The organism is Streptomyces sp. NPDC088817, from assembly GCF_044750345.1.
Taxonomy (GTDB): domain Bacteria; phylum Actinomycetota; class Actinomycetes; order Streptomycetales; family Streptomycetaceae; genus Streptomyces.
This window is the reverse complement of record NZ_JBIVJN010000005.1, coordinates 354,000-371,442: the sequence shown is the minus strand read 5'-3', so window position 1 is coordinate 371,442 and position 17,443 is coordinate 354,000. Positions and strand designations below refer to the sequence as shown.

Sequence of the window (17,443 nt, the reverse complement as noted above, 5' to 3'; positions counted from 1 at the left end):
GAGCGGAAACGGGGCGGGATGAACGCGCACGACGACGACTCGACCGCCTCACGCGCCCCCAGCGACCTGGACGCCCCCCACCCGGACGAGGCCTCCCGGTCGGCGGCCGGCTCCGTCGACGACTCAAGGGACGGTCCGCTGGCCCCCGAGGGCCTGCCTCGCCCGCGCGAGGGCTCCCGGTCCACGGGCGGCCCCGTCGACGACCCAACCGGCGGCCTGACGGCCACCGACGGCCGACCTCGCGCGGACGAGGCTTCCCGGCCTGCAGCCGGCTCCGGCGCCGACTCAATGGATGGCCTGACGGCCACCGACCGCGCACCTTGCTCGGACGAGGCCTCCCGGCCCACGGACGGGCCCATCGACGAGCCAGCGGATGGCCTGACGGCCCCCGACGGTCCACCTTGCCCGGACGAGGCCTCCCGGCCCGCTGCAGGCCCCGCCGACGACCCAACGGACGGCCTGACGGCCGCCGACGGCCAACCTCGTACGGACACGGCCTCTCGGTCCACGGACGGGCTCGCCGACAACCCAACCGGCGGCCCACCGGCCGCTGACGGGTCGGACGGCAGCGATCGGGGCGGCCAAGCCGCCAACGGGCCGGGCGAGGGCGTCGTGGGTGTCGTCGGTCAGGCCGGGAGCGCGCCGGCTGCCGGGCCCATACCCCCGGTTGCCGATCCCGCCCCCGGCGGCCCGGCGGCGCCTCCCTCCGGGGTGGCCGCGTTGGCTGTGCCGTATCAGGTGGGTGCGGTGGTGGCGCTCGTGGTGGTCGCTGTCGCGGTGTGCGTGCATCTCGGGATGGTGTTTCTGCACGTCACGCCGTCGAACACGGTGAACAGGCAGCACGCCGAGGCCGTCGACGGGTGGATCTACCCGGAGTTCGAGCAGAACTGGAAGCTGTTCGCGCCGAACCCGCTGCAGCAGAACGTCGCCGTCCAGGTGCGCGCCGAGGTCGGAACGGCGGACGGCGGTACCCGTACCACCGGCTGGTACGACCTGTCGGCCGAGGACGGCCGGGCCATCGACGGCAACCTGCTGCCCAGCCACACCCAGCAGAACCAGCTGCGCCGCGCCTGGGACTTCTACGGCGCCGCCCACGACGCCGACAACCGGCCGGTGGGCCTGCGCGGCGCCCTGGCCGAGCAGTACCTGCGCCGCATCGTGGTGCTGCGCCTGGAACGCGGTGGCGCGGCCGACGCGGGCGGCGTCCTCGAACGCGTCCAGGTCCGCAGCCGTACCAGCAACGTGCCCCCGCCCCCGTGGAGCAGCGAGAAGACGACGGGCAAGCCGGCCTACCGCACGCTGCCCTGGTGGACGGTGCCGGCCGGCGAGGCCCGGGGAGGCGTGCGGTGAACCGTCTCACGCTCGCGTTCTCGCGCGGGATCGCCCGGGTCACCGAGGCGGCCCTCGGCCCCTACCAGAGCGCCGTCATACGCATCGGCTTCGCACTGACCTGGCTGCTGTTCCTGCTGCGGGAGTTCCCCCACCGCCATCAGCTCTACGGCCCCGACGGCCCGTGGAGCTGGAACCTGGCGCAGCAACTGGCCTCGGACAACGGCGCTTTCACGGCCCTGCTGTGGTTCCGCGGGAACCTCTGGTTCGAGACCTGCTACGCGCTGGCCGTGCTGGCGAGCCTGCTGTTCGCCCTGGGCTGGCGCACCCGAACGACCTCCGTGGTCTTCATGGTCGGCGTGCTCTCCCTGCAGAACCGCAGCGTCTTCGTGGGCGACGGCGGCGACAACGTGCTGCACCTGATGTCGCTGTACCTGGTGTTCACCCGCTGCGGCCAGGTCTGGTCGCTGGACGCCCGCCGGGCCGAGCGGGTACGGGAGGCACACGCGCGCGGGGAGCGGGTGCCCGACCGGACCGGCCCCGTCCTGTGGGGTGTGCTGGGGCTGTTCCTCGCCGTGGTCACCGCGGCGGGCCGGGTACAGGGCGAGGCGTTCGTGCCCGTCGTGCTCTGGACGGTGTGGCTGGGCCTGGCCCTGTGGTGGGCGGCAGGGCGGTGGGCGCGCTCGGCGCAGCCGCGGATGCTGCTCGACGTCGTCGCCCGCGTCGTCCACAACGGCGCCCTGCTCGTGATCATGGCGGAGGCCTGCCTGATCTACGCCACGGCCGGCTGGTACAAGATCCAGGGCTCGCGCTGGCAGGACGGCACCGCCGTCTACTACCCGCTCCACCTGGACTACTTCTCGCCCTGGCCGGCCCTGGCCGGTCTGCTGTCCGCCAGCGGCACACTGGTGATGCTGGTGACCTACGGGACGGTGATGGCGCAGGTCGCCTTCCCGTTCACGCTGTTCAACCGACGGGTGAAGAACGTCCTGCTGGCGGTCATGATGACCGAGCACGCCGCGATCGCGGTGGTGCTGGGGCTGCCGTTCTTCTCGCTGGCGATGATCGCGGCGGACGCGGTGTTCCTGCCGACGCCGTTCCTGCGCCGCCTGGGCGCACTGGCGGCACGCGCGCGTACGCGACCGCGGCGGGACGGGGACCGGCCCCCGGTGCCGGACCCGCGCTCCCCGGAGGAGGCCGGGCCCGCCCGCGTAGGCTTCCCGGCATGAGCGATCCCGTACGCGCCTGGCACCGGCTGGCCGGCGGCTCCGTGCTGCTCGACGGCTTCCACGCCCTCAAGCACGCCCTGCGCTTCGGGGCCGAGGTGCCGGTGGCCGTCACCGCCGACCGGAGTGCGGCGCTCGCCCTCGCCGCCGAGCTGGCGCCGGACGTGCGGGACACGCTGGACGGCCTGCTGAGCGAGGTGCCGCGGGAGACGTACGCCTCCCTGGTGCCGCGCCCGCATCCCACCGCCGTGGCGGCCCTCGCGGTACGGCCGTCGCGCGAGGCCAACCTGCGCACGCTGGCGCACGCGCCGCGCAGCGCGCCGGTCGTCGTCCTGGACCAGCCGCGCAACCTGGGCAACGCGGGGGCGGTGATCCGTCTGGCCGCCGGTTTCGGGGCGACCGGAGTGGTCACCACGGGCATCCTGGACCCCTGGCACCCGACCGTGGTGCGCGGCGGGGCGGGGCTGCACTTCGCGACCGCGGTGGAGCGGCTGGACGTCGACGAGCTCCCGCGCGGGCCGCTGTTCGCGCTCGACCCGGAGGGCGAGGACATCCGGGGTGTGAAGCTGCCCGACGACGCCGTGCTCGCCTTCGGCTCCGAGCGCAGCGGACTGTCCGCCGCACTGCGCTCGCGCACCGACCACCTGCTGGCGCTGCCGATGCGCCCCCAGGTCTCCAGCTACAACCTCGCCACCAGTGTGGCGATGACGCTGTACCACTGGAGCGCCACCGGGGGCGCACCCGCGTCCTGAGCGGGACCGGGGCCTGGCCTCTCTACGCCTCCCGACGGACCTCCACCACGCGGAAGCGGTTGGCGACGAACGCGCCGTCCGTGAGGGCCGCGTTGGCCGCCGGGTTGCCGCCGGAGCCGTGGAAGTCGGAGAAGGCGGCGGTCTGGTTGACGTACACCCCGCCGGTGAGGTTCAGCGACAGCTGGGCGGCCTCCTCCAGGCACACCTCCCGCACCGCCTCCTCGACCTCCTCGTCGGTCGTGTACGCGCCCACCGTCATCGCGCCCTTGTCGCGGATCGTGCGGCGCAGCAGCTCCACCGCGTCGGCGGCCGAGTCGACGGCGACGGCGAAGGAGACGGGGCCGAAGCACTCGTTCATGTAGGCGGCCTCGGCGTCCGGCTTGGAGCCGTCCAGCTTCACGATCACCGGCGAGCGGACGACCGCGCCGGGGAAGTCCGGGTTGGTGATCTCGCGGGAGGCGAGGGCGACCTCGCCGAGGCCCGCGGCGGCCTCCAGACGGGCCTTGACGTCCGGGTTGACGATCGCGCCGAGCAGCGCGTTGGCGCGTGCGTCGTCGCCGAGGAGGCCGTCCACCGCCTTGGCGAGGTCGGCGGTCACCTCGTCGAAGGTCTTGTGGCCCTGGTCGGTGCGGATGCCCTCTCGGGGGATCAGCAGGTTCTGCGGGGTGGTGCACATCTGGCCGCTGTACAGGGACAGCGAGAAGGCCAGGTTGGCGAGCATCCCCTTGTAGTCGCCGGCGGACTCCACGAGCACCGTGTTGACGCCGGCCTTCTCGGTGTAGACCTGCGCCTGGCGGGCGTTGGCCTCCAGCCAGTCGCCGAAGGACGTCGAGCCCGTGTAGTCGATGATCCTGATCTCGGGGCGGGTGGCGAGCGTCTTGGCGATGCCCTCGCCGGGCCGCTCGGCGGTCAGCGCGATCAGGTTCGGGTCGAAGCCGGCCTCGGCGAGCACCTCGCGGGCGGTCTTCACCGTCAGCGCGAGCGGCAGCACCGCGCGCGGGTGCGGCTTGACCAGGACCGCGTTGCCGGTGGCGAGGGAGGCGAACAGGCCCGGGAAGCCGTTCCAGGTGGGGAAGGTGTTGCAGCCGATGACCAGCGCGATGCCGCGCGGGACGGCGGTGAACTGCTTGGTGAGGGCGAGCGGGTCGCGCTTGCCCTGCGGCTTGGTCCACTCGGCGGTGTCGGGGGTGCGCACCTGCTCCACGTACGCGTAGGCCACCGCCTCCAGGCCGCGGTCCTGGGCGTGCGGGCCGCCCGCCTGGAGCGCCATCATGAAGGCCTGGCCGGAGGTGTGCATGACCGCGTGCGCGAACTCGTGCGTCCGGTCGCTGATCCGCTTGAGGATCTCCAGGCACACCATGGCGCGCGCCTCCGCGCCCGCGTCCCGCCATGCCCGCTGGCCGGCCTTCATGGCGGGCAGCAGCACGTCGATGTCCGCGTGCGGGTAGCTCACGCCCAGCTCGATGCCGTACGGCGAGACCTCTCCGCCCACCCAGTCGTCCGTGCCGGGCTGGCCGAGGTCGAGGCGGGTGTTCAGGACGGCGTCGAAGGCGGCCTTGCCGGCGGCCGCGTCGAGGCTGCCGTTGTCCCCGTAGGCCTTGGGGTGCTCGGGGTGGGGCGACCAGTACGCGCGGGTGCGGATCGCCTCCAGCGCCTGGTCCAGGGTGGGCCGATGCCTGGCGATCAGGTCGTGTGCGGTCAGTTCGGCGGCCATGCGGGACCAACTCCTCGTCTCAAGAGCTCGTCGTCGAGCCCGTGATCTGGCATCTCCATGGTCACGGCCATGGGCAGGGACAGGCGGTCAGAGTTAGAGTAACCGAACGATCGGTCGGTACAAGGGGTCCGCCGCATCCGTGAACGGCGCCGTGCGGGAGGATCGCGCACATGACAGCACTCGACCTCAGCAGTCCCGTGGCCGTCGTCGGCACCGGCACCATGGGCCAGGGCATAGCCCAGGTCGCGCTGGTCGCGGGCCACACCGTACGCCTGTACGACGCCGTGCCCGGGCGGGCCAGGGAGGCGGCCGCCGCGATCGGCACCCGGCTCGACCGGCTCGTCGAGAAGGACCGGCTGACCGGGGCCGAACGGGATGCCGCCCGCGCCCGGCTCCTGGCCGCCGACGATCTCACGGAACTCGCCGACTGCGCGCTGGTCGTCGAGGCCGTCCTGGAGCGGCTCGACGTCAAGCAGGAGCTGCTGAAGGAGCTGGAGGGCGTCGTCGGCGACGACTGCCTGCTCGCCACCAACACCTCCTCCCTGTCGGTGACGGCCGTCGGCGGCGCGCTGCGCGTCCCGGGCCGCCTCGTGGGCCTGCACTTCTTCAACCCGGCCCCGCTGATGCCGCTGGTCGAGGTGGTCTCCGGGTACGCCACCGACGTCACGTCGGCCACGCGCGCGTACGAGACGGCCCGCGCCTGGGGCAAGACCCCCGTGGCCTGCGCGGACACCCCCGGCTTCATCGTCAACCGGATCGCCCGGCCCTTCTACGCCGAGGCCTTCGCGGTGTACGAGTCCCAGGGCGCCGACCCCGCCACCATCGACGCCGTCCTGCGCGAGTCGGGCGGCTTCCGGATGGGCGCCTTCGAACTGACCGACCTCATCGGGCAGGACGTCAACGAGTCCGTCACCCACTCGGTGTGGCGGTCGTTCTTCCAGGACGTGCGCTTCACGCCGTCGCTCGCCCAGCGCCGCCTGGTCGAGTCCGGCCGGCTCGGCAGGAAGAGCGGCCGGGGCTGGTACGACCACCGCGACGGCGCCGAGCGCCCCGAGCCGCACACCGCGGAGCCGGAGGCGGCGCCCGCCCACGTGGTCGCCGAGGGGGACCTCGGGCCCGCCTCGGAGCTGCTCGCGATGATCCGGGAGGCGGGCATCCAGGTCCGCGAGGAGGACGAGGACCACGGCACCCGCCTGGTGCTGCCGGGCGGCGGCCAGCTCGTGCTCGCCGACGGGCAGACCTCCGTGGAGTTCAAGGACGTCGTCTACTTCGACCTCGCCCTCGACTACCGCAGGGCCACCCGGATCGCCCTGTCCGCCTCCCAGGACACCTCCCCGAGGACCGTCGCCGAGGCCATCGGCCTGTTCCAGGCGCTCGGCAAGAAGGTCAGCGTCATCGGGGACGTCCCCGGCATGATCGTCGCCCGCACGGTCGCCCGGATCGTCGACCTGGCGCACGACGCCGTCGCCAAGGGCGTGGCCACCGAGGAGGACGTCGACACCGCGATGCGCCTGGGCGTCAACTACCCGCTCGGACCCTTCGAGTGGAGCCGCAGACTCGGCGGCACCTGGGCCTGCTCCGTGCTGGACAACCTGCAGGAGTGCGAGCCGTCCGGCCGCTACGCGCCGTCGCTCGCGCTGTATCGCCACGCCTACGCCACCGACAAGCGGGAGGGCACCCCATGACCACCGCCAGGCGCGACACGTACACCCCGGAGACACTGCTGTCCGTGGCCGTCCGGGTCTTCAACGAGCGCGGCTACGACGGCACCTCCATGGAGCACCTGTCCAGGGCGGCCGGCATCTCCAAGTCGTCGATCTACCACCACGTCGCCGGCAAGGAGGAACTGCTGCGCCGGGCGGTCAGCCGGGCGCTGGACGAGCTGTTCGGCATCCTCGACGAGGAGCACGCGTGCGCGGGGCGCGCCGCCGAGCGCCTGGAGTACGTGGTGCGGCGCATGGTCGAGGTGCTCATCGGCGAACTGCCCTACGTGACGCTGCTGCTGCGCGTGCGCGGCAACACCGAGACCGAGCGCTGGGCGCTGGAGCGGCGCCGCGACTTCGACCACCGGGTGGCCGATCTGCTGAGGGCGGCGGCCGAGGAGGGGGACGTGCGCGCCGACGTGGAGGTGCGGCTGGCGACCCGGCTCGTCTTCGGGATGATCAACTCGATCGTGGAGTGGTACCGGCCCGACGGGCGTGGCATGTCGGAGCGCGAGGTCGCCGACGCGGTGACGCGGCTGGTGTTCTCGGGGCTGCGCAAGGACTGATCCCGCGCCGGCCTCACCCCTGAGGCTCCAGGTCCTCCTCCTCGAACACCAGCAGCGTGCGCGTGCTCAGCACCTCGGGGATGGCCTGGAGCCGGGTGAGGACCAGTTCCCGCAGCGCCCGGTTGTCCGGGGTGTGCACGAGCAGCAGCACGTCGAAGTCGCCGCCGACCAGTGCGATGTGGTGGGCGCCGGGGAGCTGCCTGAGCTGCTCGCGCACGGTGCGCCAGGTGTTCTGGACGATCTTCAGCGTGATGTACGCGGACGTGCCGTGTCCCGCGCGTTCGTGGTCGACGCGGGCGCCGAAGCCGCGGATGACGCCGTCCTCGATGAGCCGGTTGATCCGGGCGTAGGCGTTGGCGCGCGAGACGTGGACCCGTTCGGCGACGGACCGTATGGACGCGCGCCCGTCCGTCTGGAGCATGCGCAGGATGTCCTGGTCGATCGCGTCCAGCGGGCGCGGCGGCGGTACGGCGCCGTTCCTGTTCTCGGCGGTCTCGGCGTTCTCGGCCATTTGTTCAGGTGCCATGTCCCCCCGCCTTTCCGTTGTGGACGTAGTGCGTACATCTCAGGCTGTGGAGAACCGATTGTCCACAGCCTGGGCCCGCCTGTAGCCAAAATGTGCCGGCGACCGAACAATCGGTAGGTGGGGCGTGTCACACCCGACGCGCCCTTCGTAGCCGCTCCCACGAGGAGGTGCCGTCATGACGGTCATGGAGCAGCGGGGCGCGTACCGGCCTTCGCCGCCGCCCGCCTGGCAGCCCCGTACCGACCCCGCGCCGCTGCTGCCCGACGCGGAGCCCTACCGCGTCCTGGGGACGGAGGCGGCCGCGAAGGCCGATCCGGAGCTGCTGCGGCGGCTGTACGCGCAGCTGGTCCTGGGTCGCCGTTACAACACGCAGGCCACCGCCCTGACCAAGCAGGGCCGCCTGGCGGTCTACCCCTCCAGCACCGGCCAGGAGGCCTGCGAGGTCGCCGCCGCGCTCGCCCTGGAGGAGCGCGACTGGCTCTTCCCGAGCTACCGCGACACGCTCGCCGTCGTGGCCCGCGGTGTGGACCCCGTCGAGGCCCTGACGCTGCTGCGCGGCGACTGGCACACCGGCTACGACCCCTACGAGCACCGGGTGGCCCCGCTGTCCACGCCGCTCGCCACCCAGCTTCCGCACGCCGTCGGCCTCGCCCACGCCGCCCGTCTCAAGGGCGACGACGTGGTCGCGCTGGCGATGATCGGCGACGGCGGCACCAGCGAGGGCGACTTCCACGAGGCGTTGAACTTCGCCGCCGTCTGGCAGGCACCCGTCATCTTCCTCGTGCAGAACAACGGCTTCGCGATCTCCGTCCCGCTCGCCAAGCAGACCGCGGCACCGTCCCTGGCCCACAAGGCCGTCGGGTACGGCATGCCGGGCCGCCTGGTCGACGGCAACGACGCCGCGGCCGTGCACGAGGTGCTCGCCGACGCCGTGCGGAACGCGCGCGCGGGAGGCGGACCCACCCTGATCGAGGCGGTGACCTACCGCATCGACGCCCACACCAACGCCGACGACGCCACCCGCTACCGCGGCGACGCCGAGGTCGAGGCCTGGCGCGAGCACGACCCGGTCCAGCTCCTCGAGCGGGAGCTGACCGGGCGCGGCCTGCTCGACGAGGACGGTGTCAGCGCCGCCCGCGAGGACGCCGAGGCGATGGCCGCGCGGCTGCGTGAGCGCATGAACCAGGACGCGCCGCTCGACCCCATGGACCTGTTCGCCCACGTGTACGCGGAGCCGACCCCGCAGCTGCGCGAGCAGCGCGACCAGCTGGTCGCCGAGCTCCAGGCCGAATCGCAGGAAGGTACGGCCCGATGACCACCGTCGCGCTCAAGCCGGCCACCATGGCCCAGGCCCTCACGCGCGCGCTGCGCGACGCGATGGCCGCCGACCCCTCCGTGCACGTCATGGGTGAGGACGTCGGCACCCTCGGCGGTGTCTTCCGCATCACCGACGGCCTCGCCAAGGAGTTCGGCGAGGACCGCTGCACGGACACCCCGCTGGCCGAGGCCGGCATCCTCGGCGCCGCCGTCGGCATGGCCATGTACGGGCTGCGCCCGGTGGTCGAGATGCAGTTCGACGCCTTCGCCTACCCGGCGTTCGAGCAACTGGCCAGCCATGTCGCCAAGATGCGCAACCGCACCCGCGGCCGGATGCCCCTGCCGATCACCATCCGCATCCCCTACGGCGGCGGCATCGGCGGGGTGGAGCACCACAGCGACTCCTCCGAGGCGTACTACATGGCGACTCCGGGGCTCCATGTCGTCATGCCCGCGACCGTCGCCGACGCCTACGGGCTGCTGCGGGCCTCCATCGCGTCCGACGACCCGGTCGTCTTCCTGGAGCCCAAGCGGCTGTACTGGTCGAAGGACAACTGGAACCCGGACGACCCGCAGACCGTCGAGCCGGTGGGCCGCGCGGTGGTGCGGCGCACCGGCAGGAGCGCCACGCTGATCACGTACGGCCCCTCCGTGCCCGTCTGCCTCGAAGCCGCCGAGGCGGCGCGGGCCGAGGGCTGGGATCTTGAGGTCGTCGACCTGCGCTCGCTGGTGCCGTTCGACGACGAGACGGTGTGCGCGTCGGTGCGGCGCACCGGACGCGCGGTCGTCGTGCACGAGTCGGGCGGGTTCGGCGGCCCGGGCGGGGAGATCGCGGCCCGGGTCACGGAGCGCTGCTTCCACCACCTGGAGGCGCCGGTGCTGCGTGTGGCCGGATTCGACCTCCCCTACCCGCCGCCGATGCTGGAGCGGCACCACCTGCCCGGCGTCGACCGGATCCTGGACGCCGTGGCGCGTCTGCAGTGGGAGGCGGAGAGCTGATGGCACAGGTGCTGGAGTTCAGGCTCCCCGACCTCGGCGAGGGGCTCACCGAGGCGGAGGTCGTCCGCTGGCTGGTCGAGGTGGGCGACGTGGTCGCCATCGACCAGCCGGTCGTGGAGGTCGAGACGGCCAAGGCGATGGTCGAGGTGCCCTGCCCCTACGCCGGCGTGGTCACCGCCCGCTTCGGCGAGGAGGGCGCGGAACTGCCCGTGGGCGCGCCCCTGCTGACGGTCGCGGTCGGGGAGCAGGACGCCGCTGAGACCGGTGGCGACACCGAGGGCTCCGGCAACGTCCTGGTCGGGTACGGCACGGGTGCGCCTCCGGCGCGCCGCCGCAGGGTGCGCCCTGCACCGATGACGCAGGGCTCGCGCCCGGGTACGAGCGGCGCCGCGGCGCCTTCGGCGCCCGCGGCACCGGCCGCCAACGGGACGGCGCGTACGACGGGCGCCCCGGCGACCCCGGTGGCTCGGGCCGCCGTGGTGGCGGAGCGGCCCGCCGACGGTCCGGTCCCCGTGATCTCGCCGCTCGTGCGCCGCCTGGCGCGGGAGAACGGCGTGGACCTGCGGCAGTTGTCGGGCTCCGGGCCCGAGGGGCTGATCCTGCGCGCCGACGTCGAGGACGTGCTCAGGGCCGGCGCGGCAGGCGGCAGGACCGCCGACGCGGCGACTGCTCCCGCGCCCGCGACCGGGCCGGCGCAGGGTTCCGGCACCCGTGTTCCGCTCAAGGGAGTGCGCGGCGCCGTCGCCGACAAGCTCTCCCGCAGCCGTCGCGAGATCCCGGACGCGACCTGCTGGGTGGACGCCGACGCGACGGAGCTGATGCGCGCCCGGACCGCCATGAACGCCGCCGGGGGACAGAAGATCTCCCTGCTCGCGCTGCTGGCCCGGATCTGCACGGCCGCCCTCGCCCGCTACCCCGAGCTCAACTCGCGGGTGGACCTGGAGGCCAAGGAGATCGTCCGGCTGGACGCCGTGCACCTGGGCTTCGCCGCGCAGACCGAACGCGGACTCGTCGTCCCGGTCGTGCGGGACGCGCACACGCGTGACGCGGAGTCGCTGACCGCCGAGTTCGCCCGGCTGACCGAGGTGGCCCGCGCCGGCGGCCTCACCCCGGCCGAACTCACCGGCGGGACCTTCACGCTGAACAACTACGGCGTGTTCGGCGTCGACGGCTCCACGCCGATCATCAACCACCCGGAGGCCGCCATGCTCGGCGTCGGCCGCATCGTCCCCAAGCCGTGGGTGCACGAGGGCGAGCTGGCGGTGCGGCAGGTCGTGCAGCTCTCGCTGACCTTCGACCACCGGGTGTGCGACGGCGGTACGGCGGGCGGTTTCCTGCGGTATGTGGCCGACTGCGTGGAACAGCCGGCGGTGCTCCTGCGCACGCTGTGACGACAGTGTCCCGCCCGCGTTCCCCTTGATCGCGGGCGGGACGCATACTCGGGGGGTGACCTCCTACGAGCCCCTCGCCCACGACGCCGTCGTGCTCGCCGGGGGAGCCGCCCGGCGGCTCGGCGGCGCGGACAAACCCGGCCTGCGCGTCGGCGGCCGCGCCCTGCTCGACCGTGTGCTCGACGCCTGCTCCGACGCGGACACGACGGTGGTGGTCGCCGACCCCCGCCCCACCGCGCGGCCGGTGCGCTGGGCACGCGAGGAACCGGCAGGCGCCGGACCGCTCGCCGCGCTCGACGCCGGGCTGCGCCACACCACAGCGGACCACGTCGTCGTCCTCTCCGCCGACCTGCCGTTCCTCGAACGCGACACGGTACGGCGGCTGCTGACGGCCCTGCGGGCCGACCGGTCCGACGGCGTGCTGGTCACCGACGCCGACGGCCGCGACCAGCCCCTCGTGGCCGCGTACCGCGCGCAGGCGCTGCGCCGCGCGCTGGCCGCGCTCGCCCGCACCGCGTCCGACGGCCCCGCCGGGGGCGGGGACCTCACCGGGCTGCCACTGCGCCGGCTGACCGCCGCGCTCGACCTCACCCGCGTCCCCGACGACGTCGCGTCCTTCGACTGCGACACCTGGGACGACATCGCCATCGCCAGGGCACGCATCAGGGAGCATGGGCACGTGTTGGATGAATGGATTTCCGCAGTCAAGGACGAGTTGGGCATCGAGCTGGACGTCGACACCCGCGCCCTGCTCGACCTCGCCCGCGACGCCGCCCACGGCGTGGCCCGCCCCGCGGCACCCCTGACCACCTTCCTCGTCGGATACGCGGCCGCGCAGGGCAAGGGTGGCCCCGAGGCCGTCGCCGAGGCCTCCCGCAAGGCCGCCGCCCTCGCCCTGCGCTGGGCGGAGGAGACCACCGGCGGCACCGGCGAGCCCGACGTGGCGCCCGACGCCACGCCCGACACCCGCCCGGACGTCTGATGCCCGCCCGTGGCGCGCGGGTCGGCAGCCACGCCGAGGACACCGACGCCGCCGAGGATTTCGACGTGGAGGAGGCGCTCGCCCTGGTGAACGAAGGCAGCAGCCGGCGTGCTCCTGAGCCCGCCCGGGGCCGGGCGAGCCGAGGCGGCACCCCCGTCTCCTCCTCCCGCGGGGAGCACGGAAGCGCCGAGGCCGGTCACCCGCACTCCCAGGAAGTCCACGACCGGGCCATCGCCTGGCCGCGGGCCCGCGAGGCGGCCGCCCGAGCGGCCCGCGCAGGCGCCCGTCGCGCTCCCGTCCCGGTGCCCCTCGACGCCGCCCTGGGACTGGTCCTGGCCGCGCCCCTGACCGCCCTGTGCGACCTGCCCTCCTTCGACACCTCCGCCATGGACGGCTGGGCGGTCGCCGGCCCCGGCCCCTGGGACGTACGCGACGAGGGCGTCCTGGCCGGGCACGACGAGCCCGAGCCGCTGACCGACGGCGAGGCGGTACGCGTCGCGACCGGTGCCCGCGTCCCGCAGGACAGCACGGCCGTGCTGCGCAGCGAACACGGCCACATCGACGCCAAGGGCCGGCTCTACGCCACCGAGGAGTCCGGGCACGGCAAGGACATCCGCCCGCGCGGCCAGGAGTGCCGCAGCGGGGACCAGCTGCTGCCCGTCGGCACCTTGGTGACCCCGGTGGTGCTCGGGCTGGCCGCGGCCGCCGGGTACGACACCCTCACCACGGTCCCCCTTCCCCGCGTCGACGTCCTCGTGCTCGGCGACGAACTGCTCACCGGGGGCCTGCCGCACGACGGACGGATCCGGGACGCGCTCGGCCCGATGCTGCCGCCGTGGCTGCGGGCGCTGGGCGCCGAGGTCACGGGCATACGCCGGATCGGTGACGACGCCAAGGCCCTGCACAGGGCGATCACCGGGTCGAAGGCCGACGTGATCGTCACCACCGGGGGAACCGCCGCCGGACCGGTCGACCACATCCACCCCACCCTGCGCCGCATCGACGCCGAACTGCTGGTGGACGGCGTCCGGGTGCGACCCGGCCATCCCATGCTTCTGGCCCGCACCAAGGAGAACCAGCACCTCGTCGGCCTGCCCGGCAACCCGCTCGCGGCCGTCTCGGGTCTGCTGACGCTCGCCGAGCCACTGCTGCGCACGCTGGCCGCGCGACCGGCGCCGGAGCCGTACACGCTGCCGCTGACGGACGTGGTGCACGGGCATCCGGACGACACCCGGCTCGTGCCCGTGGTGCTGCGCGGCGACCGCGCCGTTCCGCTGCACTACAACGGCCCCGCCATGCTGCGCGGTGTCGCGGCGGCCGATGCCCTCGCAGTCGTACCACCGGGTGGTGCCCGGCCGGGCGTGGAGGCCGAACTCCTCGACCTGCCCTGGGCCGCCGCCGGAATCGGGGTGTGTTTCACGTGAAACTTCCGGGCCATGACGCGATCGCCCGCCAGGCGGACGAGCATCTCGTGACCCATCGGGTGAAGCTCCCCCGAAAAGTGGTGGAGCGCCCGATACGTCAGGTCGGCAAACGGCTGTCCCTGGCGGTCCTGGTGCTGCTCCTGACGGTCGTGATCGTCTACGTCGACCGCGAGGGATACCAGGACAGTGCCAAAGAAGCCCCGATGGATCTCATTGCCGCGGCGTACTACGCGACGGTGACCCTCTCCACCACCGGATACGGGGACATCACCCCCGTCAGCGACAGCGCGCGCCTCACCAATATCTTCGTCATCACCCCGCTGCGTGTGATCTTCCTGATCATCCTGGTCGGCACCACGCTCGAAGTCCTCACCGAGCGAACCCGTGAGGAATGGCGTCTGAATCGCTGGAGGTCCACTTTGCGCGATCACACCGTCGTCGTCGGATTCGGCACGAAGGGAAGGTCGGCGCTCCAGACCGTCTGTGCGGCCGGGCTGAAGAAGCAGCAGGTCGTCGTGGTCGACCCCAGCGCCAAGGTGGTCGACGCGGCCACGGCGGAGGGCTACGCGGGCGTGGTCGGGGACGCCACCCGCAGCGAGGTGCTCCTGCGGGCCGAGGTGCAGCGGGCACGCCAGATCATCATCGCCACCCAGCGGGACGACACCGCCGTGCTGGTCACGCTGACCGCCCGGCAGATCAACCGGGCGGCGAAGATCGTCGCGGCGGTGCGCGAGGAGGAGAACGCGCCGCTGCTCAAGCAGTCCGGGGCCGACGCCGTCGTCACCAGCGCGAGCGCGGCGGGGCGGCTGCTCGGGCTGTCCGTGCTCAGCCCGGCCGCGAGCATGGTCCTGGAGGACCTCATCCAGCAGGGCAGCGGCCTGGACATCGTCGAACGGCCCGTCATAAAGGCCGAGGTGGGCCAGGACCCGCGGGACATGGACGACCTGGTGGTCAGCGTGCTGCGCGGGCACCGGGTGCTGGGCTTCGACGACCCGTCCGTACGGGCGCTGGAGCTGACCGACCGTCTGATCACCATCGTCCGGGCCACACCGGGAACGAAGGTCACCCCGGACACCCGGCCGCTTCCCCAGGACTGACTGACGGCGGCATCACGGGCGAAGCAGTAGCGTCGGGCTCATGCATGCGATCACGATTCCCGAACCCGGTGGGCCCGAGGCGTTGGTGTGGGACGAGGTACCGGATCCCGTGCCCGGCGAGGGCGAGGTGCTGGTCGAAGTGGCGGCGAGCGCCGTCAACCGGGCCGACATCCTCCAGCGGCAGGGCTCCTACAACCCGCCGCCCGGTGCCTCCCCCTACCCCGGCCTGGAGTGCTCCGGGCGGATCGCGGCGCTCGGCTCCGGAGTGTCCGGCTGGGCCGTCGGCGACGAGGTGTGCGCGCTGCTCGCGGGCGGCGGCTACGCCGAGAAGGTCGCCGTTCCGGCCGGTCAGCTGCTGCCCGTGCCCGACGGCGTCGGTCTCTCGCAGGCCGCGGCGCTGCCGGAGGTCGTCTGCACCGTCTGGTCCAACGTCTTCATGGTCGCCCAGCTGCGCCCCGGCGAGACCCTGCTCGTGCACGGCGGCTCCAGCGGCATCGGCACCATGGCGATCCAGCTCGCCCGCGCCGTGGACGCGAGGGTCGCCGTGACCGCAGGCACCCGGGCGAAGCTCGAACGCTGCGCCGAACTGGGCGCCGAGATCCTGATCAACTACCGCGAGCAGGACTTCGTCGAGGAGATCCGGCGGGCCACGGACGGCGACGGCGCCGACGTGATCCTCGACAACATGGGCGCCAAGTACCTGGACCGCAACGTCCAGGCGCTCGCCGTGAACGGCCGGCTCGCGATCATCGGTATGCAGGGCGGAAGCAAGGGCGAGCTGAACCTCGGCACCCTGCTCAGCAAGCGGGCCGCGATCAGCGCGACCTCGCTGCGCGCCCGCCCGCTCGGCGAGAAGGCGGCCATCGTCGCCGCCGTGCGCGAACACGTCTGGCCGCTGTTCGCCGACGGGCATGTCCGGCCGGTGATCGACCAGGAGCTCCCGATGAGCGACGCCGCGGCCGCCCAGCGGATCGTGGAGGAGAGCGGCCACATCGGCAAGGTGCTCCTGGTGGCGCACTAGCTCCGGCGCATACGCAGGGCGATGAACGCCAGGCCGAGACCGAGGCCGATCAGGACCAGCCCGCTGCCCAGCGGCAGATACCGCAGAACGGGCCCGGTGTCGATCTCGTCCTGCGCGACGGGCAGGTCGCCAGGGCTTTCCGTTCCGGACGGCAGGGGAGCGGCCTCCTGACCCGACGGCGAAACGCTCGGCGCCTCCGGAGTCGCGCTGTCGCTCCCGACGTCCTCGTCGCGGTGGTCGTGCTCTCCCGGTCCGTCCGTGTCGTCGTCCTCGTGCTCCGGCGGCCGATCATGTGGCCGCCCCGGTCGCAGCCGCCCCTCACCCGGACGGCTCCCGGCCCGCGACGGGTCCGAGGACGGCGGGGACGGCGAGGGCGGAGAAGCGGAGGCGGAGGCGGAATGGGGTGAGGACGGGGACGGCGGCGCGGCGGACGGTGAGGTCCCGTGGACCGACGAGAACGGAAAGCCGACGGTCACTTCGGGCGCGGCGGCCGTCGCCCGGGCGGAGCCACCGGCCGGGACGGCCGCGGCCAGCGTGATCAGCAGTACCGTCGCGCGCAGCGGAGCGCGCAGCCCTGGAGTCACGTCGGGGACCCCCTCACGATGCCTGACCGGCGAATCGGATCGTTCCTGCGACCACGGTCACATCAGTGGATCAATCCGGCATTCCGGGTTCGGCCACGCGGTGGACCGCTTTCCGTGGGGGGCGCCACAGAAGTCGAGGGTGCGGATGCGAGACAATGGGGTCATGGAGATGCCGAGGAACGAACGGTCGCCGGAGAATCCGCAGATCCTGGTCGTGGGCCAGGACGGCATGGCGCTCGGCGGCGGGGACGACGACTCCCGTGAGACCCCGGTGACGGAGCAGGTCGAGCAGCCCGCGAAGGTCATGCGGATCGGCAGCATGATCAAGCAGCTTCTCGAAGAGGTGCGCGTGGCTCCTCTGGACGAGGCCAGCCGGGTCCGGCTGAAGGAGATCCACGCGAGCTCGGTCAAGGAGCTGGAGGACGGCCTGGCGCCGGAACTCGTCGAGGAGCTGGAGCGGCTCTCCCTGCCGTTCACCGACGAGGGAACCCCCAGCGACGCCGAACTGCGCATCGCGCAGGCGCAGTTGGTGGGCTGGCTGGAAGGGCTCTTCCACGGGATCCAGACGACCCTGTTCGCGCAGCAGATGGCCGCCCGCGCCCAGCTGGAGCAGATGCGCCGTGCCCTCCCGCCGGGTATCGGAGCCGAGGTCGGCGACGACCCCCGTACCGGCGGCCGCTCGGGCGGACCGTACCTGTAGGCACCCACCCGCACCCGCACTCGTCCTGGTGACACGGACGTGGAAAGGCCCCGGCAGCAGGACAGGACTGCCGGGGCCTTCGACGTGTGGGACCGCCCGCCGTGCTCGGCGG

At 73.2% G+C, this 17,443-nt stretch carries 16 protein-coding genes; 13 read left to right on the top strand and 3 right to left on the bottom strand.

Annotation, left to right across the window (positions count from 1 at the left end; genetic code table 11):
• Nucleotides 1-726 precede the first annotated feature (726 nt).
• From ACIP4X_RS12310 to ACIP4X_RS12300, 3 genes are read left to right on the top strand one after another with little or no spacing between them, the layout of a single operon-like run.
• Nucleotides 727-1,350, top strand: coding sequence for a DUF5819 family protein (locus ACIP4X_RS12310; RefSeq protein ID WP_401348133.1), 624 nt, complete (start codon nt 727-729; stop codon nt 1,348-1,350).
• Complete coding sequence (locus tag ACIP4X_RS12305; RefSeq protein ID WP_391459315.1) at nt 1,347-2,558, top strand: HTTM domain-containing protein; 1,212 nt, start codon at nt 1,347-1,349, stop codon at nt 2,556-2,558. Before ACIP4X_RS12310 ends, ACIP4X_RS12305 begins: the two co-directional genes overlap by 4 nt.
• On the top strand, nt 2,555-3,307 hold the full coding sequence (locus ACIP4X_RS12300) for a TrmH family RNA methyltransferase (RefSeq protein WP_358733222.1): 753 nt from the start codon (nt 2,555-2,557) through the stop codon (nt 3,305-3,307). The genes ACIP4X_RS12305 and ACIP4X_RS12300 overlap by 4 nt, the downstream gene beginning before the upstream one ends.
• Nucleotides 3,308-3,329: 22 nt before the next feature.
• Here ACIP4X_RS12300 and paaN read toward each other — a convergent pair whose 3' ends face one another.
• A complete protein-coding gene (gene paaN / locus ACIP4X_RS12295; protein ID WP_358733220.1) occupies nt 3,330-5,021 on the bottom strand; it encodes a phenylacetic acid degradation protein PaaN in 1,692 nt (563 codons plus the stop codon).
• A gap of 170 nt (nt 5,022-5,191) precedes the next feature.
• On the opposite strand from paaN, the gene ACIP4X_RS12290 reads away from it, so the two are divergent.
• Both ACIP4X_RS12290 and ACIP4X_RS12285 read left to right on the top strand, forming a co-directional pair.
• Nucleotides 5,192-6,706 carry a 3-hydroxyacyl-CoA dehydrogenase gene (locus ACIP4X_RS12290; protein ID WP_401348059.1) on the top strand — a complete coding sequence of 505 codons (1,515 nt, stop codon included), beginning with the start codon at nt 5,192-5,194 and terminating at the stop codon, nt 6,704-6,706.
• Nucleotides 6,703-7,290 carry a TetR/AcrR family transcriptional regulator gene (locus tag ACIP4X_RS12285; RefSeq protein WP_358733217.1) on the top strand — a complete coding sequence of 196 codons (588 nt, stop codon included), beginning with the start codon at nt 6,703-6,705 and terminating at the stop codon, nt 7,288-7,290. Before ACIP4X_RS12290 ends, ACIP4X_RS12285 begins: the two co-directional genes overlap by 4 nt.
• A gap of 13 nt (nt 7,291-7,303) precedes the next feature.
• On the opposite strand, the gene ACIP4X_RS12280 is transcribed toward ACIP4X_RS12285, so the two are convergent.
• The gene (locus tag ACIP4X_RS12280; RefSeq protein ID WP_358733215.1) at nt 7,304-7,816 is read right to left on the bottom strand and encodes an Lrp/AsnC family transcriptional regulator; all 513 of its coding nucleotides are present in this window, start codon (nt 7,814-7,816) and stop codon (nt 7,304-7,306) included.
• A gap of 175 nt (nt 7,817-7,991) precedes the next feature.
• Here ACIP4X_RS12280 and pdhA point away from each other — a divergent pair, with 175 nt between their 5' ends.
• From pdhA to ACIP4X_RS12245, 7 genes are read left to right on the top strand one after another with little or no spacing between them, the layout of a single operon-like run.
• A complete protein-coding gene (gene pdhA, locus ACIP4X_RS12275; RefSeq protein ID WP_358733214.1) occupies nt 7,992-9,131 on the top strand; it encodes a pyruvate dehydrogenase (acetyl-transferring) E1 component subunit alpha in 1,140 nt (379 codons plus the stop codon).
• Entirely contained in the window at nt 9,128-10,132 is a 1,005-nt protein-coding gene (locus ACIP4X_RS12270) for an alpha-ketoacid dehydrogenase subunit beta (protein ID WP_358733212.1), read from the top strand. The genes pdhA and ACIP4X_RS12270 overlap by 4 nt, the downstream gene beginning before the upstream one ends.
• Nucleotides 10,132-11,523: a dihydrolipoamide acetyltransferase family protein gene (locus ACIP4X_RS12265; RefSeq protein ID WP_358733210.1), complete on the top strand. Its 1,392-nt coding sequence runs from the start codon at nt 10,132-10,134 to the stop codon at nt 11,521-11,523. The genes ACIP4X_RS12270 and ACIP4X_RS12265 overlap by 1 nt, the downstream gene beginning before the upstream one ends.
• A 55-nt stretch (nt 11,524-11,578) precedes the next feature.
• Nucleotides 11,579-12,505, top strand: coding sequence for an NTP transferase domain-containing protein (locus ACIP4X_RS12260; protein WP_401348053.1), 927 nt, complete (start codon nt 11,579-11,581; stop codon nt 12,503-12,505).
• Nucleotides 12,505-13,929, top strand: a complete 1,425-nt coding sequence (locus ACIP4X_RS12255; RefSeq protein ID WP_401348051.1) for a molybdopterin molybdotransferase MoeA — start codon at nt 12,505-12,507, stop codon at nt 13,927-13,929. Before ACIP4X_RS12260 ends, ACIP4X_RS12255 begins: the two co-directional genes overlap by 1 nt.
• Nucleotides 13,926-15,026 carry a potassium channel family protein gene (locus ACIP4X_RS12250; RefSeq protein WP_358733205.1) on the top strand — a complete coding sequence of 367 codons (1,101 nt, stop codon included), beginning with the start codon at nt 13,926-13,928 and terminating at the stop codon, nt 15,024-15,026. Before ACIP4X_RS12255 ends, ACIP4X_RS12250 begins: the two co-directional genes overlap by 4 nt.
• Nucleotides 15,027-15,066: 40 nt before the next feature.
• Complete coding sequence (locus tag ACIP4X_RS12245) at nt 15,067-16,047, top strand: zinc-binding dehydrogenase (protein WP_391459328.1); 981 nt, start codon at nt 15,067-15,069, stop codon at nt 16,045-16,047.
• Here ACIP4X_RS12245 and ACIP4X_RS12240 read toward each other — a convergent pair.
• Nucleotides 16,044-16,631 (bottom strand): hypothetical protein, encoded by a 588-nt coding sequence (locus ACIP4X_RS12240; RefSeq protein ID WP_391459329.1) that lies wholly within the window; start codon nt 16,629-16,631, stop codon nt 16,044-16,046. The genes ACIP4X_RS12245 and ACIP4X_RS12240 overlap by 4 nt on opposite strands.
• Nucleotides 16,632-16,794: 163 nt before the next feature.
• On the opposite strand from ACIP4X_RS12240, the gene ACIP4X_RS12235 reads away from it, so the two are divergent.
• A complete protein-coding gene (locus ACIP4X_RS12235) occupies nt 16,795-17,331 on the top strand; it encodes a bacterial proteasome activator family protein (protein WP_358733200.1) in 537 nt (178 codons plus the stop codon).
• Nucleotides 17,332-17,443 lie beyond the last annotated feature (112 nt).